We start from the raw sequence: 24,903 nt of genomic DNA on the forward strand, positions 1-24,903 counted from the left end.
TTTGCCTTTTGTTGTTCTGCTGGAGAGCGCTTTTTGTGCGCAGATGCAATTTGATTTGCAAAATGAGAATGGCGTGATGGCTTCGAAGCTAAGCGGCTCAACATAAGCTGCTCACCGCTTGGTTATTGATTTTGCTTTGCTGGATAAACGTATTTATGCGTTAGCAAGTACGCTTCATCGTCGCAGTAACAAGTAAGTTATTTATATGAATTACTGCAACCAACAGATTTGAAAGCTAAACTTTAGCTATATGCCTTAATATTTGAGTCGAAGGGGCTTACTCGTTTATCTGTTTAGTCGACTCAGCAAATTATGATTTTTTAAGGCTTTGGTAAAACTTCTTATCAATCCTATCTGTGGTGTGATGGGGAAGCCAGAAAGAGTGTCGAGGAGTTGTAAAGCATGATAGATGAAGCTGTATTAAATGAATTAACTAGCATGTTGGGTGAAGAGGCGACCCAAAGGATGTTGCTTGTTTATACAACAGAGGTTCAAGAGCGGCTCAAGGTTCTCGCGCAGATCTCACAGGCGATTAAGGCTGACGAGGCGATTGATTTTGCTGAGGTTGAAATTCAGGCTCATACCTTGAAAAGTAGTTCAGCCAGTTTTGGGGCAATTGAGTTTTCTGCTCAAGCTGAAATATTGGAGCATGCTGCGAAAGCTCATGATGCTGCGAAAGTGACACAGCAACTAGTGACGCTAAGTGAACTGGGCGTAGAAACCCTGAGATTTTATGCTGAGCGCCTTGCACCCTAAAATTGAATGGGGTTTACTGCTATTATAAATATCGATATTTCAATGGTATCAGTGGCATTAAGCGCACTGTTACACCAATTGCATGACAGGTAGGCTGATTTATATGGACATAACAAGCTCATTTACCACACTACTCGTTGAAGACAGTATGTCGCTTGGGGCACTGTACACCGAATATCTGCGTGCCGACGGCGCTAGAGTCACTCATGTTAATCATGGTGAAGATGCGTTAAATGAACTTAAACAGTGGCAACCTGATCTGCTAGTGCTTGATATTCAGTTACCTGATATGTCTGGTATGGATATTCTTGCCGCAGTACAAAAAGATTACCCTGATATTACCGTTATTATGATTACTGCTCATGGCACTATTGATATTGCGGTAGATGCGATGCGCTCAGGTGCTTTTGACTTTTTAGTAAAACCTTTCGATGCCAAGCGGCTCTCTATTACAGTTCGCAATGCCCTTAAACAACGTCAGCTAGTTAACTTAGTTGCAAAATATGAAAGTAGTTTGCCTAAGCCGCGCTTTATGGGCTTTGTTGGTGAGTCTTTGGCAATGCAAACCATTTATAAAACCATTGATTGTGTTGCGAATAGTAAAGCCTCAGCATTTATTGTCGGTGAAAGTGGTACCGGTAAAGAAGTGTGTGCTAATGCAATTCATCATGCAGGAAATCGTTGTGATGGTCCTTTTGTGGCGTTAAATTGTGCATCAATCCCTAAAGATCTAATAGAAAGTGAAATTTTTGGTCATACTAAAGGTGCCTTCACAGGGGCTGTTGCCAACAGAGATGGCGCTGCAACCCGTGCCCATAACGGTACTTTGTTTTTAGATGAGATCTGCGAAATGGATCTTGAGTTGCAAAGTAAATTACTGAGATTTATTCAAACCGGTGTATTTCAACGTGTTGGCGCGACCAAAGAAGAGAAGGTCGATGTTCGTTTTGTAAGTGCCACCAATAGGATCCCATGGGATGAAGTTAAAGCTGGTCGCTTTAGAGAAGATCTGTTTTATCGACTGCATGTTATTCCGATAGAGTTACCGCCTTTACGAGTACGTGGTAAAGATATTTTATTATTGGCGTCCAGCTTGCTAAAAGAGTACAACAAAGAAGAGGGTAAAAAGTTTAAAGGCTTTAGCTCTGATGCTAAGCGTTGTCTAACAAATTACGCGTGGCCGGGAAATGTTAGGCAGCTGCAAAATGTGATCCGTCAGGTGGTGGTGCTTAACGAAGGTGATCTTGTCGAGCTTGATATGCTGCCGTTACAGTTGACGACAGCAGAAATAAGTCAGCCTAAAATAGAATCTGACGCTAAGAATAAGCCGACGCATAGCCAACCAGCAGCCGATAATAACTTAAATGAGATCGCTGAAAGCAGCTCTTTCATTAGTAATATTGAGCCAACTACTGCTTATTCGTCTAAACCACAGCATAGTGCTGATAGTGTTACTGCTACAACGAGTAATGATGAGATAGAGCCGCTGTGGTTAACTGAGAAACGTACCATTGAGAGCGCAATCGCGCGCTGTGATGGTAACGTACCTAAAGCGGCGGCATTACTGGATATTAGCGCTTCAACTATTTATCGTAAGCGTCAAACTTGGGAAGAGTTAGAAAACAGCTTAGCCCCTAGTTAAATAGCTGATAAAAATATCCTTATGTAAGTGATAGAGCAATATCGGACAAAGGAGTAGACTAAGCGCTACTCCTTTTTGCGTTATAAATGAGGTCAAAATGAAATACCTTGTTGATACCCATACTCATACAGTTGCCTCCACTCATGCTTACAGTACCTTGCAAGAATATATTGCGATGGCGAAACAAAAGGGGATTAAACTATTTGCAACGACCGACCATGGCCCTGATATGGCTGATGCTCCGCACTTTTGGCATTTCGTTAATTTACGGGTGATCCCAAGAGTTGTGGATGGCGTTGGGATTTTACGCGGTATAGAAGCGAATATAAAAAATGACAGCGGCGAAATAGATTTTTTTGGTGACTACTTAGCTGAACTGGATATTGTGCTAGCGGGATTTCATGAACCTGTTTTTGCACCTGTTGATAAAGCTACCCATACGAAAGCGCTGATAAACTGCATTAAAAGCGGCAACGTTGATATTATTACCCATCCCGGAAATCCATCCTATCCGATAGACATTGAGGCAGTCGCTAAGGCTGCTGCAGAATATAATGTTGCCCTCGAAATTAATAATTCGTCGTTTTTAACATCGCGTAAGGGCAGTGAACATAATTGTTTAGCGATTGCTAAGGCAGTAAAAAATGCTGGTGGACTGTTAGTCATGGGGTCCGATTCGCATATCGCGTACAGTTTAGGTGATTTTGAACAGGCTATGACTATCGTTGAACAGGCAGAGTTTCCTCCAGAGCGCTTACTTAATCGTTCACCTGAGGCGTTACTGGCATTTTTATCCGCTAGAGGCCATGGTGCGCTTGATGCGTATTCGGTGCTTGTTGAGGAATAATAATGTTTAGGGAGCTTGCTAAGTGCGAGTGTTAATTACAGGTGCGGCTGGACAACTGGCACAGGCGTTGTTGTCGATAGTTGAGGTTGCTGCTAATGCTAGGCTTAATACATGCAGTACATCCCAGCGGTTATTGCTCGATATGCTACCTGAAATCACTGAGTGTATTGCGGTTGACGATAGCGTAAAAGGCTTGGTTAAAGAGCAACTGGATATTTGTTGTTCGGAGTCTATTCAGAGCGCATTTGATGAGTTTGCACCAGATGTTGTGATTAACTGTGCGGCTTATAATGCGGTTGATAATGCAGAGCTGGAGCCAGTTAAGGCGATTGCTATCAATGAACAAGGGCCTAAATTATTGGCTCTTGCGTGTAAGGCTCGCAACCTTAAGTTGGTACATATTTCCACAGATTTTGTGTTTGATGGAGCTTTATCTACTGCTTATACGGAGCAAGATCTAGCATCACCTTTATCTGTCTATGGTCAAAGTAAACTTAATGGCGAGCGTGCGATAGCAGAAACCCTAGATTCTGATGCGATGATTATTCGTACCTCATGGTTATACAGCTGTTGGGGGACTAATTTCGTAACAACCATGCAGAGACTGTTGGCGACCAAGGAGCGGCTAGCTGTTATTGATGATCAGACTGGCAGCCCAACATGGTGTGAAGCGCTGGCAGTTGTTATTTTTAAACTCATTAAACAAAAGGCTGAGTCGGAAGGATCTGCTGCTAGCAAAATGCCTGTGACTGCACGACGCAATGATGTTGCAAGTCACTTACCAAACAGTGCCGAGCTATTTCATTATGCAGCAGCTGAAAGCTGTACTTGGTTTGAATTGACTAAGCAGATTAAAAAGCAGATGCATGTGATTCATTCAGATAATAGCGCAAGTTTTACTTGTAAGCTTGAATCGATAACCAGTGAAACATGGCAATCTTGGCATCAAGCTAGGCTAGCGACTAGGCCTGTTCAAAGTGCTTTATGTGCAGTCAAAGTAAATAGCCAATTAATGGTCAGCGAACACAGTATGTTGGCAGCCCCGTGGCAGCAACAGCTGCAAGCTATGTTGCAGTATCAAGCGTCGTTAAGTTAAAAAAAGGCAAACCTCATGCTGAGGTTTGCCTTTTAGTTGGTTAGCTGGTCAAGCAGTTGTTAGAAACTGCGTTCCCAGCCTGCATAAATCGTCGTGTCCCAGTCGTTACCGCCTGAAGTAACATATTTGCTGTAGCCAACAGTGCCACCCACTTTCAAGGTGCCTTGATATAAAGGTCTATGATAGCTAGTGTCAAATTGGTAAACACGCTCATATTCACCCGGTGATACCGGATTACCGCCAGATGGATTTTGTGTATCAGTACCGTCGGTATTTAGTCTTAACCAGCGGAACTTGTTAGTGATGTTTTGGCCGCCGCCAAGTTGTGTAATACCGCCAACAACCAATGTCGTTGCGTCATTGTCATAGGTACTACCTAGACTTTTACCATAGTAGCGATAACCATCTTGATAGAAGCCGTGTTCGTATAAACAGTTATAAACACTAGAGTCTACGCCGCAAGCTACTTGAGTATCTGAGTATTCAACAAATACACGAGTGTTGATATTGGCTAAAACAAAATCGATACCGCCCATATTGGCAGAGTTAATCAGCTTGTTTTTACCATTATGATAGTCTTCATGGATCCGCTCATAGTAAATGCCATAGGGAATACCAAAGGCTGTATCAGACCAGCGGAAGTCATAACCTGCGAGCATGTTTTCTTGACCGTTAGTCACATCGCCTTCGCTCATGCCACCATTAAACAGGCCATCCCACCAGTCACTTAAACTATTACCGTAACCTTCACCGCCCCACTGCATTGTCCATGAAAAACCAACTTCAAGCTGAGAAATCGGCCTTAGCGTACCGCGTGCGCCCCAATGTTTAGCATCCGGTACATGGCGGCCACTTTCCATTTTGCTAAAAGCAGTAGTGAAAGTCCACGGACCAATCCAGTTTAACCATGGTGTTTCAAACGCTTGGCTATTGTTACGTGAAAACGTTACGCCAGGCATTGGTCGTGCATTGGTTGTTTGAATGAGTCCGCTATCCCAGCCAGGGCCCCAGTATTTTTGCTGTGCGCCAGCACTAATAATCCAGTTGCCTAACATAACTGCGGCAAAACTATCATCTAGACGAGTACTGTTACCGTCTATTGGATCGTAATGGTAACTGGTAGATAAGCGCCCGCTAAACCAGTCTTTAGTGATTTCAGCTGACACTTCCGCCTCAGCTTTATCACGATAATCTTGACCAAAACCAATAAAGCGTGTGGTGTCAGAACCGCCAGCAAGTTTAACTTTAGCACTCATGCCACGGTGATCTTGCAAGTAAGCCTGAGTTACTCGATCAAATGCGTCGCGCTGTACGGTTGATAACGTACTTTGATCTGCTTTGTCCATATCTTGCTTGATACCCTCCCACATTAGTGGGTAAGTGGTAATTGGCTGCACGATAACGCCAGTATCAGATAACAGTTGAATATCAGCTCTTAGCGCTAAATCCGTTGGCTCTACCCACCAAGCTGCTTGCACAGATTGACTGGCCAGTAGTAATAATCCAGATAATAGTTTGAGTTTCATGGGATTCCCTTTGGTTAATGGGCGCATTTTAGAGGATTTAACTGCGTGGCGGTAGTCGTTACGATTATTAATTTGCCACAAAATGTGACGCTGAAATAATGTAATAAGTTAATTTGGGATAGGTTTAAAACGCTTTATTTTTATGCGAGTTAGCTCTCTATGTTCTACTGTTTATTTAGGCGCTTAGCTATTAGTTTGGCTAACGATTAACTCTATTAACTGTTTACAAGGAGTGTTGACATGTTAACTGCTGTCTTTTTCCCAAAGACTTATGCCTTTTTTGCAAAAACTAGGCTGCTTGGCTGGTCTGTTTTATTGCTAGTCTGCAGTTGCACAACGGGTTACTCAGACTCCTCCGTTACCGCTGAAAATAGCAAGCAAAATCTAAACCTCATCTGGCCACAACTTAATAGTGCAGTGCAACCGAACCCGCAGCTAGAACAAAAGGTCGCTAAATTAGTCAGTGAAATGACATTAAAGCAAAAAGTGGCGCAGATTATTCAGCCTGAAATTGGCGATTTTACCTTTGACGATATGCGAGAGTATGGATTTGGTTCCTATTTAAATGGCGGCGGTTCATTTCCTGATAGAAATAAGCATTTATCTATTAGTGAATGGGTTGAGTTTGCTGAATCTATGTATCAAGCCTCAGTTGATGATGAGTTAGACGGTTCTACAATTCCAACTATGTGGGGGACGGATGCGGTGCATGGTCATAATAATGTTATTGGTGCGACATTATTTCCGCACAATATTGGGTTAGGCGCTACCAATAATCCTCAGCTTATAGAACAAATCGCAGCCATTACGGCGAAAGAAGTTAAGGTCACCGGGATTGATTGGGTATTTGCCCCGACCGTTGCCGTTGCGCGCGATGACCGTTGGGGAAGAACCTATGAGAGTTACTCAGAAGATCCTCAAATCGTTAAGGCGTACAGCGGTGCCATAGTGAGGGGCTTGCAAGGAACCGTGGATAAAGATTTTTTATCTGCAGAAAAAGTGATCGCAACCACTAAGCACTTTTTAGGTGATGGTGGCACCCTTGATGGAATAGACCAAGGTAATAATCTTGACCCTGAACAAACCTTATTTGATATACATGCTCAGGGATACATATCAGGTTTACGTGCTGGCGCGCAAACTGTCATGGCTTCATTTAACAGTTGGCATGGCGCAAAAATTCATGGCAGTGAATATTTGTTAACTCAAGTGCTAAAGCAGCGATTGGGATTTGATGGCATTGTTGTAGGTGACTGGAATGGCCATGGGCAAGTGGCTGGCTGCAGTAATCAAAGCTGTCCTCAAGCTATTAATGCTGGGCTTGATATTTATATGGCTCCAACTAAAAGCTGGAAACCACTTTTTAATAATCTAGTTGAGCAAGTACAAAGTGGTGAGATCCCGATGCAAAGGCTTGATGATGCAGTTAGTCGTGTGCTGCGGGTTAAATTTAGAGCTGGACTATTTACTCGACCAAGCCCGATTAATCGCCCATTTGCAGGTCAAGCTGAGCTTATCGGTGCTGCCGAGCATCGTGATGTTGCTCGTCAAGCGGTTAGAGAGTCTTTGGTGCTGCTAAAGAATAACAATAATTTGCTGCCTTTATCTGCTAAGCAGACCGTGATGGTTGCTGGCGATGGTGCAGATAATATTGCTAAGCAAGCGGGCGGCTGGTCGCTGAGCTGGCAAGGTACAGACAACAGCAACGCAGACTTTCCCGGTGCGAGTTCAATTTTTGCCGGCATTAAAAAGCAGGTTAAACGTGCAGGAGGTAAAGCGTTTTTAAGCCAAGATGGCCGCTATGCGATTAAACCTGATATAGCAATAGTCGTATTTGGTGAGCAGCCTTATGCTGAAGGGTATGGCGATTTAGCCAACCTTGAATACCAACGAGGTGATAAGCGAGATTTAGCATTACTAAAACGTCTACAAGCTGCAGGTATTCCGGTTATTTCAATTTTTATTAGTGGTCGTCCACTTTGGGTTAATGCCGAGCTTAATGCATCTGATGCGTTTGTTGCGGCTTGGTTGCCGGGCAGCGAGGGGGATGGTATTGCCCAAGTTTTGTTTAAAGATGACACTGATAAACCTCAGTATGATTTCTTAGGCAAGCTTGCTTTTTCTTGGCCTAATCATCCACAGCAAGCCTTGCTTAATCGTCAAGATGATAACTACGATCCCTTGTTTGCTTATGGCTACGGCTTAAGTTATCAGGACAATATTTATCTGCCTCAATTGTCAGAGCAGCATGTGGTAACTGCTGAAGTGCTGGCACCACTGTCTATCTATGATGGGAAAGCGCAACAGCCGTGGAGACTTAATATTAAGCCTGAGCAATTGAATGACAAAGCTGCTGACGACACAGCTAAAGTTAAACGCGTTAACGGGATCTTACTGAGTCAAACAAACTATCAACTAAAAGATGATGGCTTAAGGTTAGATTTTGACGGCCACAATAAAGCTAAAGTGAGCTTTAATAGCGCTTTTCCAAGAGATCTACGCCCCTATTCGGAGCAAAACACCGTGCTCAGCTTCGCGGCGAAACTAGACAAGATGCCAAACACTCAAGTCCAACTGCTTATGCGAAGTGATAAGTATGGCAATAAAGCTGTAGATATTACTGCAGAGTTAAAACGTATTTACGCTAAAGGATGGCAAAGGCTGACTGTTGATTCTGGCTGCTTTATTAATCAAGGCATGAGTTTTGCTGATATTAAATCAGCTTTTGGCTTGAAAACTAAAGGCGAGATAATCGTTGCCATTGCTGATATCAAGTTACAGGTTGCCAATGCTTATGCACCTGATGACGGCGTAGTTAATATACATTGCAATTAGCTGCGCTGTACTAACGTTTGCCTTTTACCGAGTGAGGGTTGATTTGCAAATCAATAAAGCCAGCGGAGCTTATTATTTAGGGTTAGTGATGTTTATTGTGCTCGGGGTTGTTGTTTTAGTGTGGGTTTATGCAGCTGCAAAAACAGATGAGAATAAACATGATTGGCAGTTAGTTTGGCATGATGAATTTATTGGCGAACAAATTGACCTTAACAAATGGAGTTTTGAATATAACTGCTATGGCGGCGGTAATAACGAGCGCCAATGTTATACCGACCGTCGTGATAATGCCTATGTTGAAAATGGTCTGTTGCATATAGTGGCTAAGCAAGAGCAATATTCTGGCCCAGCACTCAAAGATGATCATCTGCTTTATCGTCGCGATGATGTTTCTGTGACGAAAGCATTTACCTCTGCTCGTATGCGCACTGTTTATAAAGGTGATTGGTTATATGGACGCTTTGAGGTAAAGGCTAAATTTCCTCAAGGACAAGGGACTTGGGGAGCGGTATGGATGTTACCGACAGATTGGCATTATGGTGAATGGTCTGCTTCTGGTGAAATCGATATTGTTGAAGCCATCAATCTTGGCGTTGTTGATAGTTCACAGCCTGCTACAAGTAAAATAGAAACTCGAGTACATGGAACACTACACTATGGTCAGCCATGGCCGAACAACCTGTATTCTGGCCGCTCTTTTCGCTTGCCTAATAATCAAAGTCCTGCGGCTGATTTTCATTTGTACGCTTTAGAATGGGAGCCTGGAGAGATCCGTTGGTATGTTGATGGTACTCATTATGCGACACAAACTTCTAAGACATGGTTTAGCGAAAGTGATAAAGATGGTTTGGTTACAGTTGCTAAAGGTGATGCGCCTTTTAATCGAAGGTTTCACTTACTGTTGAATTTAGCGGTTGGCGGTGACTGGGTTGAGAAGTCGAATGCGCAAGGGGTTAACACGGCTATATTTCCACAGCAATTTTTGATTGATTATGTAAGGGTTTACCAGAAGCAATAATGGCGTGGGAAAAACTATAGGATCTTATCTAAAAGAATATTGTTAGGTGATGTTGCTTAGTTTTTTTTAGACATTGAATGAACAATTGGTTATTAATTTTAGACGCACACTGCTGGCATAATAAAGCAGGATATTTACACAATAATAAAGAGAACCTTAATGTCGACTCCGCACTTTAAATTTGAATGGCTAGCGATAGCTGCTGATATCGCAGTTGAAGCTGGTGATGCAATTATGTCTATCTACGCTAGCGATGAGTTTGCTATTAACACTAAAGATGATGCAAGTCCGGTAACGGCGGCTGATCTTGCTAGTCATGAGGTTATTGTTAAGCGTTTAAAGCAATTAACACCGGAAATCCCTATCCTTTCAGAAGAGTCCGTTGAAACTGATTGGTCTGAAAGACGTCACTGGTCTAGCTACTGGTTGATTGACCCGCTTGATGGCACCAAAGAGTTTATTAAACGTAATGGTGAATTTACGGTAAACATCGCTTTTATCGTTGAAGATAAAGCCGTTGCAGGCGTGGTGTATGCACCAGTGCTTGATAAGTGTTTTTACGGTGCATTAGATCAGGGGGCTTGGGTTGAACATTCAGGTCGCAAGCAAACTCTATGTAACCTAAGTAGTGATTATGTAGGTGCGCCTAGAATTGTGGGTAGTCGTTCTCACATTAGTCCCGGTCTTGAAGCATATTTACAACAAATTGGTGAGCATCAAATGAAAAGCGTCGGCAGTTCGCTCAAATTTTGTTTGTTAGCGGAAGGCGAGGCGGACATCTACCCACGTTTGGGATTGACGAGCGAGTGGGATACCGCAGCAGCACAGGCGGTTTTGGAGAGTGCTGGTGGTAAGGTGTTGCAGTTTGAGACTGGTAAACGCCTTGATTACAATCAGAAAGAAGATATATTAAACCCGTATTTTATTGCTTATGCTCCTCATTGGCGCTAATGCAATGAGTTATACCTTTTAACACTTTTATGTAGCCTGTGTTCGAATGGCCAGGAGTAATAACTTGTGGGCCATTTGATGTCGGGTTGCACTTAAGGATGAGAGTATGATGCGGATTGGGGTTGATCTGGGTGGCACTAAAATTGAACTTGTTGCGCTTAATGAACATGGTGAAGAGCTATTCCGTAAGCGTGTTTCCACGCCCAAGGAGTACCATAAAACACTTGATGCGATAGAGGCCTTGGTCTTTGAAGCTGAATCAACGCTTAAGCAAACGGGTACTGTGGGAATAGGGATCCCCGGTGTTGTCTCTCCTTTTTCTGGCTTAGTAAAAAATGCCAATTCAACTTGGATAAATGGTCATCCTCTTGATGTGGATATAGGAAAACGTTTGCAGCGCGAAGTGAGAGTGGCTAACGATGCGAACTGCTTTGCTGTATCGGAAGCTATTGATGGTGCAGCAGCGGGTGAGTTTATCGTATTTGGTGTGATCCTCGGTACGGGTTGTGGTGCTGGACTTGCCATTAACGGTAAAGTGCATTCAGGGCAAAACCGTATTGCTGGTGAGTGGGGACACAACCCGTTGCCTTGGATGGATGCGAGTGAGCTTAATTCCACTCAGTGTTTTTGTGGTAATAATGATTGCATAGAAACCTTTATCTCTGGAACCGGTTTAATCCGTGATTATAAACTTGCCGGGGGGAACGCTGAAAGTGGTGTTGATTTTGCTGCAAAAATAGCAATTTCTGAACCGCTAGCTCAACTTGTGTTTGAGCGCTACATTGATCGTTTAGCACGTTCATTAGCTCATGTTATTAATATCATCGATCCAGATATCATTGTGCTTGGTGGCGGGATCTCAAATATTGATGAGATTTATCAGTTATTACCTAAGGTGCTGCCTAAATATGTTTTAGGTGGTGAATGCCGTACGCCCGTGGTGCAAAATATGTATGGCGGTTCGTCAGGTGTTCGCGGCGCAGCTTGGTTGTGGCAAAGCTAGTTATTCATCAAGGTATAACTCCTTTTTAAGCACATCAAAGCATTAACGCCAATGCATGCTACACTAGCCGCAATATTATTGTCTTGGATTTCACGGTTATGTTTTGGTTAAAAAAGGTCATTTCGCAGTTTTTTATGCCAATACCTTTATTCTTACTTATCTTACTTCTGGCTTTTTTTGTTATTCGTAATCGTCGCCGCAGTCGATTACTTATAGGCATTGCTATCACGCTATTAATTGTATTAGCCAGTGGTTGGGGCAGTAATGGTTTGCTAAAACCACTTGAGAACAGTTATTCAGTCAACAATTCTGCGTTGGGTAAAGGCTGTTTGGTGATGGTTTTAGGCAGTGGTCATGAGGAAAACTCAAGCTTGCCGGCCACTCAACAGCTTTCAAATACTGCATTAGCTAGATTGACCGAGGGAGTTAGACAGCTGTCATTAGGTGAAGGTTGTCAATTGGTGGTCAGCGGCTGGAGTGGAGGGCTTTCAAGTCGTTCTCATGCGGATATTATGTTTGATGCCGCAGTTGAGTTAGGTGTGGATCCTAGTGCCATCATTAAGTTTCCTCTCGCTAAAGATACAATTGAAGAAGCCCAGTTTATGCGCTGGGAGGTGGCTGATGCGCCTTTTCGATTAGTGACATCGGCGAGCCATATGCCAAGAGCCATGGCTATTTTTGAAAATGCAGGTTTAAACGTGACTGCAGCACCAACCGATTTTGCTCAGCGACAAACATATTGGTGGCGTTTAGATGCGATGAGTTTATTAAACTCTCAGCGTGCTATCCATGAATATCTAGGCTTAGCTTGGTTTAAAATAACACATCAGGGCAAACCTAACTCTGATGCGCGCAATGATGTGGCGCAGGATGAGACCCTGTTGTAACGTTTTTGGACGTAGACTTTTTAAAATAGAGAACAACATTGAAAGATAATGAAATTTTGATAAAGCCTGTGGTTAAAAGAAACGGATTAACGTTCAGCTTTTTGGGTAGTTTAGGTGTGGTTGCAGGTATTAGTTTGTTCCTCTTTGGTAGCGAGTTTTTTGCACCTGGAATAGTTTGTTTTGCCTTAGGTGCAATTGCTCTAGTACTTGGTTTTTCTAAGCTGGCAGAGCCAGAGGTATCACTAAAGCTAACTAATGAAGGCTTCACTTACTTTCATCGGCGTGGTCAAGTGAGTGTGGCTTGGGAAAATGTGCAGCGTATTGACCAACCTCGAGTTAATCAAGGGATTGATACGATTGCTTTGCCTTATATTGGCGTAAAGGTAAAGCAAATGAGTCCGGTGTTAGAGGTTATTTCACTTCGGCTAGCAGCAGGATTGCTGACAGAGCAAAGACCATTATTGATGACAGTGTCGACTCAAGAAGAAGATTTATCGGTACTTGAAAATCAAATGAGCGCCGAGTTTACTGCTTTTATTGAGGATAATGATCGCTTTAAAGGTGTGTTGGCAATGTTTGGCCACCGTAGTCGACTATTGGGGAGTCACCTTGGATACCATCTGTACATATCAACTGACGCGCTTGATCGACCTGCAAACGAATTTATTGCATTGATGAACCAATGTAAGCGCAGTCAAGTTGCATAAAACTGAGCCTCTTTATATAGAGGCTCAATTTAGAAAAGAAAATTGATTAGCTTACAGATAGCTCTGCATCCTCAATTTCATCGTTATTTAGTGGCTGTTTGATTTCAGGCTTAGCTTCTTTGCTAGAAGGCAAGAAGGCCACTTCGTCTCTCACTCGCATACCAATAAACTGGCCGCCTTCAAAAATCTCCATCGATTGGCAATTGACTTCACCATCAACTAAACCAGTGCTGGTTATATTGAGTTTTTCGCAGTTAAGTTTGCCTTTAAAGGTTCCAGATACTCTAAGCTCAGCACAGTGAAGTTTGCCTTCAATAAGGCCATCTTGCTCAATGGTGATGTTGTGATTTGATGACACATTGCCACTTAATTTTCCTGCAATAAGCGCCTCTGCTGTAAATTCGGTATCACCAGTAAATGTAGAGCTTTGCGCAATATAGGTAAGTCCGCCGCTTCTTTTTTTTCTAAACATTTTGCTGCCTAATCAAACTAAGTTGCTTAGATGTTACCTGTATTTGTTGCAGAAAAAAACCACTTAAAATTGGCGCAGATGCCATAATTTTGGCACCTGTATATTTCACTTAAAATGATGAAAATGAAGATTGAGGCTAGTTAAAATGAAGTTATAGACTAAACTCTGGATCTTGGATGCGGATGGCGTTGCTAGGGCAGGGAGCTACGCAAGCGCCACAGCCGGTACAGGCTTCAATATCAATCTTAGGTACTGGCGCTTTGCCTATAGCTAAAGAGAAATTGATTGCACGGCCGTCACAGGCATCTTTACAGCTTTGGCACCAAATACCTTGATGCGCCATGCAGGCATCTAATATTGTTGCTTTTAGGGGCCAAGCTTGTTCTGCTTCTAGATTAAACAAAGGTTCATCGCAGATTTGAACACACTTTTGGCAGAAAGTGCATTCATCAATGGCAAAATTAACTTCAGGGAAGCCGCCATCACCTTTGACAATAATGTTTGTTTCACAAGCATCGATGCATTTATTGCAACGAGTACAAATGTCTGTAAATTCGATATTAGTATCAACCCAAGGTAGATGAACTGTTTGTGTCTTTTTACGACTGAAAAGGCGTCTTCTACTTTGATTAATACTGGTCATCTATTTACTCTTTTCATTTTAGAACGCTAGCTTGCGAAACCTAGAACCTAGAACCTAGAACCTAGAACCTAGAACCTAGAAGCTTAATCTTCGCTTTTATAGCCATTTGGGTTATTTGACTGCCAATGCCAGCTACTTTGCGCCATATCATCAATATTATGAGTCGCTTGCCAGCCAAGTTCAGTTAAGGCTTTATTTGGGTTCGCGTAGCATGCTGCGATATCCCCAGGGCGTCTGGCAACCAGTTGGTATTTAATCCCAGTGTTGCTGGCTTTTTCAAAGGCTTTGACCATCTCAAGTACGCTATAGCCTTGGCCTGTTCCTAAATTATAGGTTACTAGGCCGCATTGAGTTTGTAGTTTATCAAGGGCTTTTAAATGACCGATAGCAAGGTCAACAACATGAATATAATCTCGTACACCTGTGCCGTCGACCGTATCATAATCACTGCCAAATACACTTAACTGCTCACGTTTACCTACAGCAACTTGGCTGATAAACGGCATTAAGTTGTTTGGAATGTCATTTGGATCTTCGCCAATAAGACCTGTGTGATGCGCACCTACAGGGTTAAAGTAGCGCAGACGTGCGATATTCCAGCTGTTGTCTGAGTGGTAAAGGTCGCTAAGAATATGTTCAACCATAAGTTTAGATTGACCATATGGGTTAGTCGCGCCTGTTGGAAAGTCTTCAGTAATAGGCAAGCTAGCTGGATCACCATACACAGTTGCCGATGAGCTGAATACTAAGTTTTTAACATTAAACTCGCTCATCACTTCACACAATACGATAGTGCCAGTGACATTATTTTCATAATAACGCAGCGGTTGTGCTACTGATTCCCCAACAGCCTTTAAGCCTGCAAAGTGAATAACAGATTGGATATTGTGGTCGGTAAATAGTTTTTGTAAAAAGGCGCGGTTAAGTATATCGCCTTGATAAAACGTAACGGTTTTACCAGTGATCTGTTCAACTCGCTCGAGGGCAGTAACACATGAGTTACTAAGATTATCGAGAATAATAACATCGTTGCCGTTGTTGAGTAACTCCACAACGGTATGAGTGCCGATATAGCCAGCACCGCCGGTTACTAAAATGGTCATCACTTATAATCCTTTTGATGATGTAGTGACCACTGCGAGACGTAACATCGCAGTGGTATAGGTGAGGATTTACTAATAAAATTGTTTGTTAGTTTAGTGTTTTTACTAATGCTTTTAAATATGCTGCAAATTCATCACCAATCTCTTGATGACGCAGTGCATGCTCAACATTGGCTTGCATATATCCTAGCTTGTTACCACAGTCATGGCTTTTACCCTGCATATAGTAGGCATTGACGGTTTGGTTTTCCATTAGCATCGCAATTGCGTCTGTTAGCTGGATCTCATCACCTGCACCGGCAGGGGTTTTTGCCAAGTAACCCCATATTTCCGCAGGTAGCACATAGCGGCCTACAACGGCTAAGTTTGATGGGGCCTCATCTACACAAGGTTTTTCCACTAGTTGAGTTAAAGGTAAGGACTCGCCAGGTTGTAATTGTTCGCCATTGATGTCGGCTATGCCATATTGGTTGACCATCTTATGAGGTACGCCTTCAACCATAATTTGGCCAACTTCAGTTTCATCATAGAGCTTGACCATACGGGCTAAGTTGTCTTGGCTAAGATCACTGGCTGCAGAGTCGACCAGTACATCTGGTAACAGGACTGCAAATGGCGCATCACCTATGATGCTTTTGGCACATAAAATAGCGTGGCCTAAGCCTTTTGCTTGAGACTGACGTACACTAATGATTGTTACATCTTCAGGACAGATCCCTTGTACTTCTGCAAGTAGTTGGCGTTTTACACGGCGTTCAAGTTGCGCTTCTAATTCAAAACTCGTATCAAAATGGTTTTCTACTGAGTTTTTACTGGCATGAGTGACTAACACAATCTCTTTGATCCCAGCAGAAATAGCTTCTTTTACAACATATTGAATAAGCGGTTTATCCATAACCGGCAGCATCTCTTTTGGTATTGCTTTGGTTGCTGGCAGCATACGCGTTCCTAAGCCTGCTACCGGGATAACTGCTTTGCGAATTTTATGTTGTTTCATTTTGATCCTTTTCGTTCCTAATCGAGGAGCCGTTAAATAATCACTCATTGTATACTGAAAAGTATGTTTGTAGGTGAAGATTTCTACCTAACGAGACGATTTAGCGACTTTTAGCACATAGCTGCTGACTATTTATTCGGTTTTGATGGGGGGAGAAAGGTGTTTAGTTGAATGGGAGTGAGATTATTAGTGGCAGATAAACGTCTTTTTCTATTATTGGTGTCAATAATTAAGTACGCATTGTTTGCTGTAAAATAAGGCTATTCTGACTGTTGGTTTATTTGATGTAAATATATAGTTACGGTTTTTACTGCGTTTTGAATGAATAACAAACTGTGATCTACTTAACAATTTGCCTGCCTTAGTTAACTATGAGGTTAGAACCTGTAGCGATCGTTAGGATAACTGTTTAGCACTATGAGTAAGCAACAAAATTACATAGCACATGAGCCTGATAGCAATGGCTATATTGATTATTCTCAAGCTGAGAATGATATTTGGGCTGAGCTATATGCGCGTCAACTAACTAATTTGCCTGGGCGTGCTTGTCCTGAATATCTTGCAGGCTTAGATAAACTAGCATTGCCAACAGATAGGATCCCACAGCTACCTGAAATAGATAAGGTACTGCTTGAAACCACAGGTTGGAAGACCGCTGCAGTACCAGCGCTGATCTCGTTCGGCAAATTCTTTGAACTACTAGCGAATAAATCATTTCCGGTAGCGACTTTCATTAGAAGCCGTGAAGAGTTCGACTATCTGCAAGAGCCTGATATTTTCCACGAGGTGTTTGGGCATTGTCCATTGCTTACTAACCCTTCTTTTGCGCATTTCTCGCATCTCTATGGTCAGCTTGGGTTGGCGGCGACAAAAGAACAACGGGTGTTTCTTGCTAGATTATATTGGTTTACGGTTGAATTTGGGGTTCTGCGCAGTAATAACAATGAATTGAGTATTTACGGCGGCGGTATTTTGAGTTCTCCCGGTGAAACGCTATATGTCATGGGAGACAAGCCTGAGATCAGGCCTTTTGATTTAGTCGATGTACTAAGAACGCCTTATCGTATCGATATTATGCAACCGATCTATTACGCCATAGACAATATTGCTCAGCTAGATGAAATAGCTGCAATGGATATCATGGGGGCGGTGAGTAAAGCGCAACAACTTGGATTATTTGCTGCGACTTATCCAGCAAAGGCCAGTTAAACATCTAGATATTAGCAAAATTTAGGGGAAATACTGCCAAATTAAGCTGCAGTGAGCCCTGTTTAATAACTTAATAAGTAAAGGATTTAGACATGACAGAATTAGCTCAAATGAAATGTGAAGCTTGCCAAGCTGACGCACCTAAGGTGAGTGATGAGGAGTTGGCGCAGCTTATTAAGCTTATTCCTGATTGGGGAGTGGAAGTACGCGATGGCATTATGCAACTGGAACGCGTATACAAGTTCAAGAACTTTAAATTGGCAATGGCATTTACTAATCAGCTAGCTGAACTCGCAGAGGCAGATTTTCACCATCCGGGTATTCTAACTGAGTGGGGAAAGGTGACTGTGACTTGGTGGTCTCACTCTATAAAAGGCCTGCATAAGAACGATTTCATTATGGCTGCTAAAACAGATACGCTTTATTCATAATCGATAGGTTTGTGCTTTTTGTTTTAGTATTAACAGCATTGGTTAACGATCTTAAGTGCTGTTTTAGCGTAATACACTAGTTTGAGTGAGCGTGTTGGCCCGTCTGACACGCTTTTATTTTCTTTATGTTACAAATCACCTGTAAACAAGCCTTGCCACAACCCAAATAAACTTCTAACGTATAGGCGAATTACAGATGTCAGCAATGTGCTGCATATGCCTAGCTAAGCTTAGGTTTGATCTGTCGATTGTTTTATCCCAATAACGAGTATCTAAAAAAGGGAATTGCAATAGTATGCGCTTGGAAGTCAGCTGTTTAGATCGTGTCGGTCTAGCGAAAGATATTTTAACTATTATGGAAGGCTACGGGATTAACTTATTTGCCATTGATGCAAGTAACCAAGGCTTTCTATACCTACAATTTGCTGAAGTGAGCTTTGATACGCTGAGCGAGTTATTACCACTCATCCGCAAGGTTGAAGGGGTTCATGATGTTCGAACCGTTTCGTTTATGCCGTCAGAGCAAGAGCATTACGCGTTAAAGACCTTATTAAAAACCCTGCCAGATTCAGTGTTCTCTATCGATGTCAAAGGCCGGATCCGTATTGTTAACGAATCTGCGTTACACACCATAGGTATGGCTGAACACGAAATTATTGATGAGTCGATAAACCATTGGGTGCAAGGATTTAATTTTGGTCGTTGGTTAAGTGAGTCAACCGTGCTCGCCCAAGCAACGCGGGTGAACATTGGCGAAAATGAATATTTAGCTGAGATGCTACCGATTTATTTACCTGATAGTGGCAGTGATACACCGATTTTAGCAGGCGCTGTGGTTTCGCTGAAATCTCCAGCTCGGCTCGGCAAGCAGTTTAATGCATTGCAGAATCAGTCGAGTGGTTTTGAGAATGTCTTGGCAACCAGTGACAAAATGAAAGAAGTGCTGGTGCAAGCGCGAAGAATGGCACAGCTTGATGCGCCGCTGTTGATCACTGGTGAGACGGGAACAGGTAAAGAATTGATGTCGCGTGCATGTCACGATGCAAGTATGCGTCGAGAGCAGCCGTTTATCGCCATTAACTGCGCAGCAATGCCTGATAGCGCAGCTGAGGAAGAGCTATTTGGTTTTGTGAGTAACGGAAACGTTATCAAGCGTGGTTTTATTGAAGAGGCAAAAGGTGGCACGGTGTTTCTCGATGAAATAGCCGAGATGTCTAAGTCTGCTCAAGTTAAGCTGTTACGTTTTCTGCAAGATGGCACGTTTAGACGTGTCGGTGGTGATGAAGAGATCCGTAGCGATGTGCGTATTATTTGCTCGACGCAAAAGAATCTTGCAGAGTTATGCCAAAGTGGTGAATTTAGAGAAGATCTTTATTATCGCATTCATGTATTAAGCTTCCATGTACCGTCTTTGCGTGAACGTAAAGTCGATATTATTCCATTAACTGAAATGTTTTTAGAGCATTACAGTCAACAACTATCTATTCCAATACGCAGGATTTCAGGTGAGTGTCGTGAACACTTACTTGGTTATGCATGGCCAGGCAACGTACGCCAACTAAAGAATGCCATTTTTAGAGCAGTTTCTATGTGGGATGGCAGTGCCGAGCTGACTGTTGAACAGCTAAAACTGCCGTCTTACGCTGAAGGCTTTGGCTATTTTGATCATCAGTTTGAAGGCAGTCTTGAGCAAGCGATGAAGCAATTTGAGTCAAGTCTATTACGTCGTCTTTACCCTGCTTATCCGAGTACACGTCAATTAGCTAAGAAGTTGGGCGTTTCTCATACTGCAATTGCTAATAAGTTACGTGAATACAAAATCAGCAAACAAAAAGACGTGTAAAACTAGCTTGCCGTTAGTTGCTGCATTGATAGACAACTTTGAACGTGAAATAGCTTAAAGCTGACTATTTTGCGTTGTTGTAATGTAATGTTTACAAAATCGCGATAAAAGATGGTGAATGTGATTCAGCTCACGCTATTTCGTCTCGCGATAACTGGTGTCATTCTATGGCAAATTTCAACTTATACAGCTGTCATCAAAAATAGAACCAGAGTGATGGCTTGGCCATAAACGATTAGGAGTAAGTATGAAGTTAGCAAGTTATGATAATGGTCGTCGTGACGGCCAGTTAATGTTAGTTAGCAAGGACTTAACTAAAGCGGTTGCGGTACCAGCGATAGCACATACTATGCAGCAGTTAATTGATGCATGGGAGCTGTTAAATCCTCAGCTTGTAGAACTATATGATGCGCTTAACAAAGGCTTGCTAGATGGCGCAGTTGATTTTGATGAAGCAAAGTGTTTATCACCGTTGCCACGTGCTTATCAATGGGCGGATGGTAGTGCATATGTAAACCACGTAGAGCTAGTGCGCAAAGCTCGTGGTGCTGAGATGCCTGAAACATTTTGGACCGACCCACTTGTTTACCAAGGTGGATCAGATTGCTTTATTGCACCAAAAGCCGATATACCGTTAGCGAGCGAAGAGTGGGGCATAGATTTCGAATCTGAAATTGCTGTGATCACTGATGACGTGCCAATGGGTGTTAGCGCTGACAATGCCGAAAAGCACATAAAACTGTTGATGTTAGTTAATGATGTGTCGTTACGTAATCTTATTCCTGCTGAGTTGGCGAAAGGTTTTGGTTTCTTCCAAGCTAAACCATCAAGCAGTTTTTCACCAGTGGCGGTAACGCCTGATGAGCTAAATGATAAGTGGCAAGATAGCAAAGTTCATCTGCCATTAGTTACTCATCTAAACAATGAGTTATTTGGCCGCCCAAATGCCGGAGTTGATATGACATTCAACTTTAGCGAATTGGTATCACACGTGGCTAAAACCCGTCCACTAGGCGCTGGTGCGATTATCGGCTCAGGTACAATTTCAAATTACGACCGTAGTGCAGGCTCTAGCTGCCTTGCTGAAACGCGTATGTTGGAAACTATTGCAGACGGTAAGCCATCGACCTCATTTATGCGCTTTGGTGACCGTGTTCGAATTGAAATGCTTGATGATGATAACAACAGTATTTTTGGTGCTATCGATCAGCAAGTTGTCGAATATAAAGCGTAAGTCGTAAGTTAGGCTCGTAATTGATAGAAGGCTGACCTCACTGGGTTGGCCTTTTTTGTATAATTTTAAAGGATTGAGAATATGCCAACTAACAACATGAAACTTTATGGCTATTGGCGCTCAAGTGCAGCGTATCGAGTGCGTATTGCTTTGAATTTAAAGTGCCTCACTGCCGAGCATATCTCTGTGCATTTAGTTAAAGATGGTGGAGAGCAGCATAGCCAAGCCTACGCTAATTTAAATGCACAAGAGCTAGTACCTAGCCTTGTTATTGAGCAAGGCGATCAGCAGCAGGTATTAACTCAATCATTGGCTATTTTAGAGTATCTGGAAGAGGCTTTTCCTCAAGTAGCTCTATTACCATCAGATATGTATGAAAAATCAATTGTTCGTTCAATGGCAATGCTCGTTGCTTGTGAAGTGCATCCGTTAAATAACTTAAAGGTTTTACAGTATTTAACAAATGAGCTGTCTGTTGAACCAGATGTTAAAACAGCTTGGTATCATCATTGGGTAAGTGAAGGTTTTGCAGCGCTCGAAAAAATGCTTGAAAAACATAGTGGCCGCTGCTGCTTTGGTGATCAGCCAACACTTGCAGATCTCTGTTTAGTGCCTCAAGTCTATAATGCAAAACGCTTTAATGTAGATATGAGTGCTTACCCGAATATTCATAGGGTTAATGAATATTGCCTAAGCCTACAAGCATTTGCTGATGCTGTGCCAGAGCGTCAGGCTGACGCTAGTTAGCGGTTTTGTAGTAGAAATGACACAAATGCCTTATCGGCTTGGTCGATAGGGCGTTGTTTTTTCCAAGCGATATGTAGATCTAAAAATACTGGAGGTGAGAAGGGCTTAGTACAAATGTTATCGTGTGGCTCAATTGCCATTTCTAACACACTGGTAATTCCGTACTCCTGCGCAACAACCTGTTTGATAAGGTTGATGAGATTGGTTTCAAAGGCAATGTTAACCTCAAGCCCTAAACGCTCTGCTTGTTTTAACATCCACTCTCGATGAAAGTAGCCTTGCTTAAACAGCACTAGTTCATGTTCGAAGAAGGCTTCTAAGGAAACACTGCTGGATTTTGCTAGTGGGTGATGTTTTCCAACCGCAACCACCATCTGCTCTTTTAGTAATAAGTGACTATCAAATTCATCGGTTAAATCTTTAGCAGTAATAATTGCAATATCGACCTCTTCTTGTTGCAGCATACGCAGCGTGTCTCGTGTTCCCCCCTCGAAAAGTGATAATTTCAGATCAGGATACTTGTGGCGAAAAGCCATTAGGCGACTTGGCAAGTAGAAAGAACCTAACATTCCCGGAACCGCAAGTCTTACTTCTCCTTTAGTTAGGTTAGCCATTGCTTTTATATGTGCCTCAGCCTGAGCCAGTTGATTAATTATCAATTTTGCATGTTGGTGTAGTGCTTGCCCCTCAGCGGTTAAAGAAAGGGATTTCGTGGTTCGATTGGTGCCTCTATCAACTAGTGTCACACCTAGTTCTTGTTCTAACCTTTTAATACTTTGGCTGAGTGCTGGTTGAGCGATATTGAGACGTTCAGCAGCTTTAGTAAAGTTACCTGTTTGCACTAAGGTGTCTAAGTATTTGAGCTGTTTAATATCCATAATAATTAACCGATATTTGTGCAGGGGAGAGTCGTTGAGTTTGCATGGCTATATCGCATGTAGCTTTGAGTGGAGCTAAATTCATCACTAATTCTCTGTTAACTTAGCATAACAAAAATTTATGGGTTTGCTACTTTCTAGTTATTATAATTATGATCAAGCTCTTGTTATGCTGTTAGTTATCCAAACTAAGCTGAACACTTTTACATGAAGGCCGTAATCCAACCGCTCCAACACAGTGAAGCTAGGCTGATCGCCGGAGTATCACTCGCATCAATGGTTATTTTCATCAATTTATATCTAGTGCAAGGTATGTTGCCACTGATCTCGACCTCATTCGAGATCACAATGAGTCATGCAACATTATTGTTATCTGCAACTAGCTTTACGATGGCGTTTTCATTGCTTATTTTTGCTGTATTGTCTGATCGTATTGGACGTAAAAAACCGATTTTGGTTAGCTTAATTTTATTGTGTATCACAGATCTGTTTGCTTATTTCATTACTGATTTTAATCAATTGCTTAGCTTAAGGTTTGTGCAAGGGATTTTACTTGCATCGGTTCCTGCCATGGCAATGGCTTATTTTAAAGATGAACTTACTGGTCACGGTTTATTAAAAGCTGGAGCAATTTATATTGCAGCAAACAGTTTAGGTGGGATCGCAGGGCGTTTGCTTGGTGGCGTCATGGCACAATATCTCGATTGGCAACAAGCCATGTTATTACTAACCGCTATTACCTTGTTTGGCACGGCATTTGTGTCCTATTTATTACCGACTAGCCACTTTTGTAAACCGGAAAACACCTCAAAAAGTCGTGTTTTTAGAATGACTGATTTTAATGGTTTTTGCCTTCACTTAGGTGATGCAAAGATGAGGCTGATTTACTTAGTAGGCGGTATCGCTTTTATGATTATGGTTAATCAGTTTAGCTATATTCAGTTGCATCTTATGCAGGCGCCTTTTGATATGGGACGCTTTGAAGTGACTTTGATATTCTTGTGTTATCTGAGTGGCACTTATGCTTCTTATCACTCTGCAAAATGGGTAACTAATCATGGATTAAACAGAGTTTTTAAAAGTGCGGCCTTATTCATGTTTGCTGGAAGTCTGTTGACTCTTCAAGATACTTTGCTGTCAATCTATGTAGGATTTTTACTGTCTGCTTTTGGCTTCTTTTTATTGCATAGCAGTTGTAATGCTTGGGTGGCTAATAGGGCTGAACAACACAGAGCTAAAGCCACATCACTATATTTGTGTAGTTATTATCTTGGTGCAGCGATAGGAGGGCCATACTTGTTACCTTTTTGGCATAAGTTTGACTGGGATGGCGTGGTATTCGCTTCGCTAATTGCTTTAACACTAATGTCGTTTGTGATCGTTAAAGTTTTACATGCAAAGCCAGATACGGATCAATTGGCGGCTGTGTGATTGTATTTGTTTGAATGATTTACTGTTTTGTACCGATTGTTGATATATCAATCGGTACAAAAATCTGCTCGCCATTCCGGAGCCTTTCTAGCAGCCGACTTCTAGGGTGAATAACTTCAAAAGGGGCGGTTATAGTTGCAACTATTTACTTTGCAATAGTTTGCCAAAACGCGCTGAGTAGACCGACTTATTAGACAAGTTGGTATTATTTTGTTGGTGCAATCTGCTGCATAACATAGTCGCTAGGTAACAGTTCAAGCTGGCCATTTTCATCAAAATACCAACCAGTTATAAAACCTTTTTGACGCATTTTCACCAAGTTATGCATAACTGATTTTGCTTCGACAAGAGCAGTTTCCTGATCGTATTGATAAGTAAGTTTTAAATATGCTGCGATACTGGCTAATGATGCCGATTGACTAACGTCTGCCATAGCGTTTGCCCAGTAATGAGTGATTATAAAAGCATAGTTTAGGCAGCACTAACTGACAAAATATTGTTCGGTTTAATTGGCTAAAATTAGTTGGAATTGGGTAGGGGAGTTTTAGCATTCTAAGGAAAAGAATGGTGGTCGATACTGGGCTCGAACCAGTGACCCCCTCCTTGTAAGGGAGGTGCTCTCCCAGCTGAGCTAATCGACCTGGGAT

Annotated in this window: 23 protein-coding genes and 1 tRNA gene; 16 read left to right on the forward strand and 8 right to left on the reverse strand. The window is 42.3% G+C overall.

The window, feature by feature from the left end; all coding sequences use genetic code 11:
* The first annotated feature begins 402 nt into the window (after positions 1–402).
* The 4 genes from L884_RS0117670 to rfbD all read left to right on the forward strand — a co-directional run bounded on the left by L884_RS0117670 (position 403) and on the right by rfbD (position 4,341).
* Positions 403–756 (forward strand): Hpt domain-containing protein, encoded by a 354-nt coding sequence (locus L884_RS0117670; protein ID WP_028768741.1) that lies wholly within the window; start codon positions 403–405, stop codon positions 754–756.
* A 103-nt stretch (positions 757–859) separates the two neighbouring features.
* Entirely contained in the window at positions 860–2,398 is a 1,539-nt protein-coding gene (locus tag L884_RS0117675) for a sigma-54-dependent transcriptional regulator (protein WP_028768742.1), read from the forward strand.
* A gap of 97 nt (positions 2,399–2,495) precedes the next feature.
* A complete protein-coding gene (locus tag L884_RS0117680; RefSeq protein WP_028768743.1) occupies positions 2,496–3,245 on the forward strand; it encodes a phosphatase in 750 nt (249 codons plus the stop codon).
* A gap of 22 nt (positions 3,246–3,267) precedes the next feature.
* Positions 3,268–4,341, forward strand: a complete 1,074-nt coding sequence (rfbD, locus tag L884_RS0117685) for a dTDP-4-dehydrorhamnose reductase (protein WP_028768744.1) — start codon at positions 3,268–3,270, stop codon at positions 4,339–4,341.
* A gap of 59 nt (positions 4,342–4,400) precedes the next feature.
* Here rfbD and L884_RS0117690 read toward each other — a convergent pair whose 3' ends face one another.
* On the reverse strand, positions 4,401–5,867 hold the full coding sequence (locus tag L884_RS0117690) for a capsule assembly Wzi family protein (RefSeq protein ID WP_028768745.1): 1,467 nt from the start codon (positions 5,865–5,867) through the stop codon (positions 4,401–4,403).
* Positions 5,868–6,107: 240 nt separating this feature from the next.
* On the opposite strand from L884_RS0117690, the gene L884_RS22330 reads away from it, so the two are divergent.
* The 6 genes from L884_RS22330 (at position 6,108) to L884_RS0117720 (ending at position 13,268) form a co-directional block, all read left to right on the forward strand.
* Positions 6,108–8,702 (forward strand): glycoside hydrolase family 3 protein, encoded by a 2,595-nt coding sequence (locus L884_RS22330; RefSeq protein ID WP_051435676.1) that lies wholly within the window; start codon positions 6,108–6,110, stop codon positions 8,700–8,702.
* An 88-nt stretch (positions 8,703–8,790) separates the two neighbouring features.
* Positions 8,791–9,720 carry a glycoside hydrolase family 16 protein gene (locus tag L884_RS22335; RefSeq protein ID WP_156925717.1) on the forward strand — a complete coding sequence of 310 codons (930 nt, stop codon included), beginning with the start codon at positions 8,791–8,793 and terminating at the stop codon, positions 9,718–9,720.
* A gap of 159 nt (positions 9,721–9,879) precedes the next feature.
* Positions 9,880–10,671, forward strand: coding sequence for a 3'(2'),5'-bisphosphate nucleotidase CysQ (gene cysQ, locus L884_RS0117705; RefSeq protein ID WP_037411137.1), 792 nt, complete (start codon positions 9,880–9,882; stop codon positions 10,669–10,671).
* A gap of 106 nt (positions 10,672–10,777) precedes the next feature.
* Positions 10,778–11,674, forward strand: coding sequence for a fructokinase (gene mak, locus L884_RS0117710; protein ID WP_028768747.1), 897 nt, complete (start codon positions 10,778–10,780; stop codon positions 11,672–11,674).
* A gap of 98 nt (positions 11,675–11,772) precedes the next feature.
* Positions 11,773–12,561 (forward strand): YdcF family protein, encoded by a 789-nt coding sequence (locus tag L884_RS22340; RefSeq protein ID WP_051435678.1) that lies wholly within the window; start codon positions 11,773–11,775, stop codon positions 12,559–12,561.
* Positions 12,562–12,599: 38 nt separating this feature from the next.
* Positions 12,600–13,268, forward strand: a complete 669-nt coding sequence (locus tag L884_RS0117720; RefSeq protein ID WP_028768748.1) for a DUF2982 domain-containing protein — start codon at positions 12,600–12,602, stop codon at positions 13,266–13,268.
* Positions 13,269–13,314: 46 nt separating this feature from the next.
* Here the strand turns inward: L884_RS0117720 and L884_RS0117725 are convergent, their stop codons facing one another.
* The 4 genes from L884_RS0117725 to galU form a co-directional block, all read right to left on the reverse strand.
* Complete coding sequence (locus L884_RS0117725; protein WP_028768749.1) at positions 13,315–13,740, reverse strand: bactofilin family protein; 426 nt, start codon at positions 13,738–13,740, stop codon at positions 13,315–13,317.
* Between the two features lie 151 nt (positions 13,741–13,891).
* Positions 13,892–14,383 carry a ferredoxin-type protein NapF gene (napF, locus tag L884_RS0117735; protein WP_028768750.1) on the reverse strand — a complete coding sequence of 164 codons (492 nt, stop codon included), beginning with the start codon at positions 14,381–14,383 and terminating at the stop codon, positions 13,892–13,894.
* Positions 14,384–14,466: 83 nt separating this feature from the next.
* Positions 14,467–15,486 carry a UDP-glucose 4-epimerase GalE gene (gene galE, locus L884_RS0117740; protein ID WP_028768751.1) on the reverse strand — a complete coding sequence of 340 codons (1,020 nt, stop codon included), beginning with the start codon at positions 15,484–15,486 and terminating at the stop codon, positions 14,467–14,469.
* Between the two features lie 88 nt (positions 15,487–15,574).
* Positions 15,575–16,483, reverse strand: coding sequence for a UTP--glucose-1-phosphate uridylyltransferase GalU (gene galU, locus L884_RS0117745; protein WP_028768752.1), 909 nt, complete (start codon positions 16,481–16,483; stop codon positions 15,575–15,577).
* Positions 16,484–16,900: 417 nt separating this feature from the next.
* On the opposite strand from galU, the gene phhA reads away from it, so the two are divergent.
* From phhA to maiA, 5 genes are all read left to right on the forward strand, one after another.
* Entirely contained in the window at positions 16,901–17,692 is a 792-nt protein-coding gene (phhA, locus tag L884_RS0117750; RefSeq protein WP_028768753.1) for a phenylalanine 4-monooxygenase, read from the forward strand.
* 92 nt (positions 17,693–17,784) lie between these two features.
* Positions 17,785–18,123: a 4a-hydroxytetrahydrobiopterin dehydratase gene (locus L884_RS0117755; protein ID WP_028768754.1), complete on the forward strand. Its 339-nt coding sequence runs from the start codon at positions 17,785–17,787 to the stop codon at positions 18,121–18,123.
* Between the two features lie 295 nt (positions 18,124–18,418).
* Positions 18,419–19,966, forward strand: a complete 1,548-nt coding sequence (gene tyrR / locus L884_RS0117760) for a transcriptional regulator TyrR (protein ID WP_028768755.1) — start codon at positions 18,419–18,421, stop codon at positions 19,964–19,966.
* Between the two features lie 247 nt (positions 19,967–20,213).
* Entirely contained in the window at positions 20,214–21,200 is a 987-nt protein-coding gene (locus L884_RS0117765; RefSeq protein WP_028768756.1) for a fumarylacetoacetate hydrolase family protein, read from the forward strand.
* A gap of 96 nt (positions 21,201–21,296) precedes the next feature.
* Positions 21,297–21,947: a maleylacetoacetate isomerase gene (gene maiA / locus L884_RS0117770; protein ID WP_028768757.1), complete on the forward strand. Its 651-nt coding sequence runs from the start codon at positions 21,297–21,299 to the stop codon at positions 21,945–21,947.
* Here maiA and L884_RS0117775 read toward each other — a convergent pair.
* Positions 21,944–22,825, reverse strand: coding sequence for a LysR family transcriptional regulator (locus L884_RS0117775; RefSeq protein WP_028768758.1), 882 nt, complete (start codon positions 22,823–22,825; stop codon positions 21,944–21,946). The two genes, maiA and L884_RS0117775, sit on opposite strands and share 4 nt — an antisense overlap.
* A gap of 207 nt (positions 22,826–23,032) precedes the next feature.
* Here L884_RS0117775 and L884_RS0117785 point away from each other — a divergent pair, with 207 nt between their 5' ends.
* Positions 23,033–24,256 (forward strand): MFS transporter, encoded by a 1,224-nt coding sequence (locus L884_RS0117785; RefSeq protein ID WP_028768759.1) that lies wholly within the window; start codon positions 23,033–23,035, stop codon positions 24,254–24,256.
* A 205-nt stretch (positions 24,257–24,461) separates the two neighbouring features.
* Here the strand turns inward: L884_RS0117785 and L884_RS0117790 are convergent, their stop codons facing one another.
* Positions 24,462–24,689, reverse strand: coding sequence for a hypothetical protein (locus L884_RS0117790; RefSeq protein ID WP_028768760.1), 228 nt, complete (start codon positions 24,687–24,689; stop codon positions 24,462–24,464).
* A 132-nt stretch (positions 24,690–24,821) separates the two neighbouring features.
* Positions 24,822–24,897 (reverse strand) — tRNA-Val (locus L884_RS0117795).
* Between the last annotated feature and the right edge of the window lie 6 nt (positions 24,898–24,903).

It is taken from the genome of Shewanella fidelis ATCC BAA-318, assembly GCF_000518605.1.
GTDB classification, from domain to species: Bacteria; Pseudomonadota; Gammaproteobacteria; order Enterobacterales; family Shewanellaceae; genus Shewanella; species Shewanella fidelis.

Coding starts and splice junctions, on each gene's coding strand:
- maiA (WP_028768757.1), top strand. CDS start 21,297: ATGAAACTTTATGGCTATTGGCGCTCAAGTGCAGCGTATCGAGTGCGT.
- galE (WP_028768751.1), bottom strand. CDS start 15,486: ATGACCATTTTAGTAACCGGCGGTGCTGGCTATATCGGCACTCATACC.
- L884_RS0117675 (WP_028768742.1), top strand. CDS start 860: ATGGACATAACAAGCTCATTTACCACACTACTCGTTGAAGACAGTATG.
- L884_RS0117690 (WP_028768745.1), bottom strand. CDS start 5,867: ATGAAACTCAAACTATTATCTGGATTATTACTACTGGCCAGTCAATCT.
- L884_RS0117785 (WP_028768759.1), top strand. CDS start 23,033: ATGAAGGCCGTAATCCAACCGCTCCAACACAGTGAAGCTAGGCTGATC.
- phhA (WP_028768753.1), top strand. CDS start 16,901: ATGAGTAAGCAACAAAATTACATAGCACATGAGCCTGATAGCAATGGC.
- L884_RS0117775 (WP_028768758.1), bottom strand. CDS start 22,825: ATGGATATTAAACAGCTCAAATACTTAGACACCTTAGTGCAAACAGGT.
- mak (WP_028768747.1), top strand. CDS start 10,778: ATGATGCGGATTGGGGTTGATCTGGGTGGCACTAAAATTGAACTTGTT.
- napF (WP_028768750.1), bottom strand. CDS start 14,383: ATGACCAGTATTAATCAAAGTAGAAGACGCCTTTTCAGTCGTAAAAAG.
- L884_RS0117765 (WP_028768756.1), top strand. CDS start 20,214: ATGAAGTTAGCAAGTTATGATAATGGTCGTCGTGACGGCCAGTTAATG.
- galU (WP_028768752.1), bottom strand. CDS start 16,483: ATGAAACAACATAAAATTCGCAAAGCAGTTATCCCGGTAGCAGGCTTA.
- L884_RS0117680 (WP_028768743.1), top strand. CDS start 2,496: ATGAAATACCTTGTTGATACCCATACTCATACAGTTGCCTCCACTCAT.
- L884_RS0117725 (WP_028768749.1), bottom strand. CDS start 13,740: ATGTTTAGAAAAAAAAGAAGCGGCGGACTTACCTATATTGCGCAAAGC.
- cysQ (WP_037411137.1), top strand. CDS start 9,880: ATGTCGACTCCGCACTTTAAATTTGAATGGCTAGCGATAGCTGCTGAT.
- tyrR (WP_028768755.1), top strand. CDS start 18,419: ATGCGCTTGGAAGTCAGCTGTTTAGATCGTGTCGGTCTAGCGAAAGAT.
- L884_RS0117755 (WP_028768754.1), top strand. CDS start 17,785: ATGACAGAATTAGCTCAAATGAAATGTGAAGCTTGCCAAGCTGACGCA.
- L884_RS22340 (WP_051435678.1), top strand. CDS start 11,773: ATGTTTTGGTTAAAAAAGGTCATTTCGCAGTTTTTTATGCCAATACCT.
- L884_RS0117670 (WP_028768741.1), top strand. CDS start 403: ATGATAGATGAAGCTGTATTAAATGAATTAACTAGCATGTTGGGTGAA.
- L884_RS22335 (WP_156925717.1), top strand. CDS start 8,791: ATGTTTATTGTGCTCGGGGTTGTTGTTTTAGTGTGGGTTTATGCAGCT.
- L884_RS0117790 (WP_028768760.1), bottom strand. CDS start 24,689: ATGGCAGACGTTAGTCAATCGGCATCATTAGCCAGTATCGCAGCATAT.
- L884_RS22330 (WP_051435676.1), top strand. CDS start 6,108: ATGTTAACTGCTGTCTTTTTCCCAAAGACTTATGCCTTTTTTGCAAAA.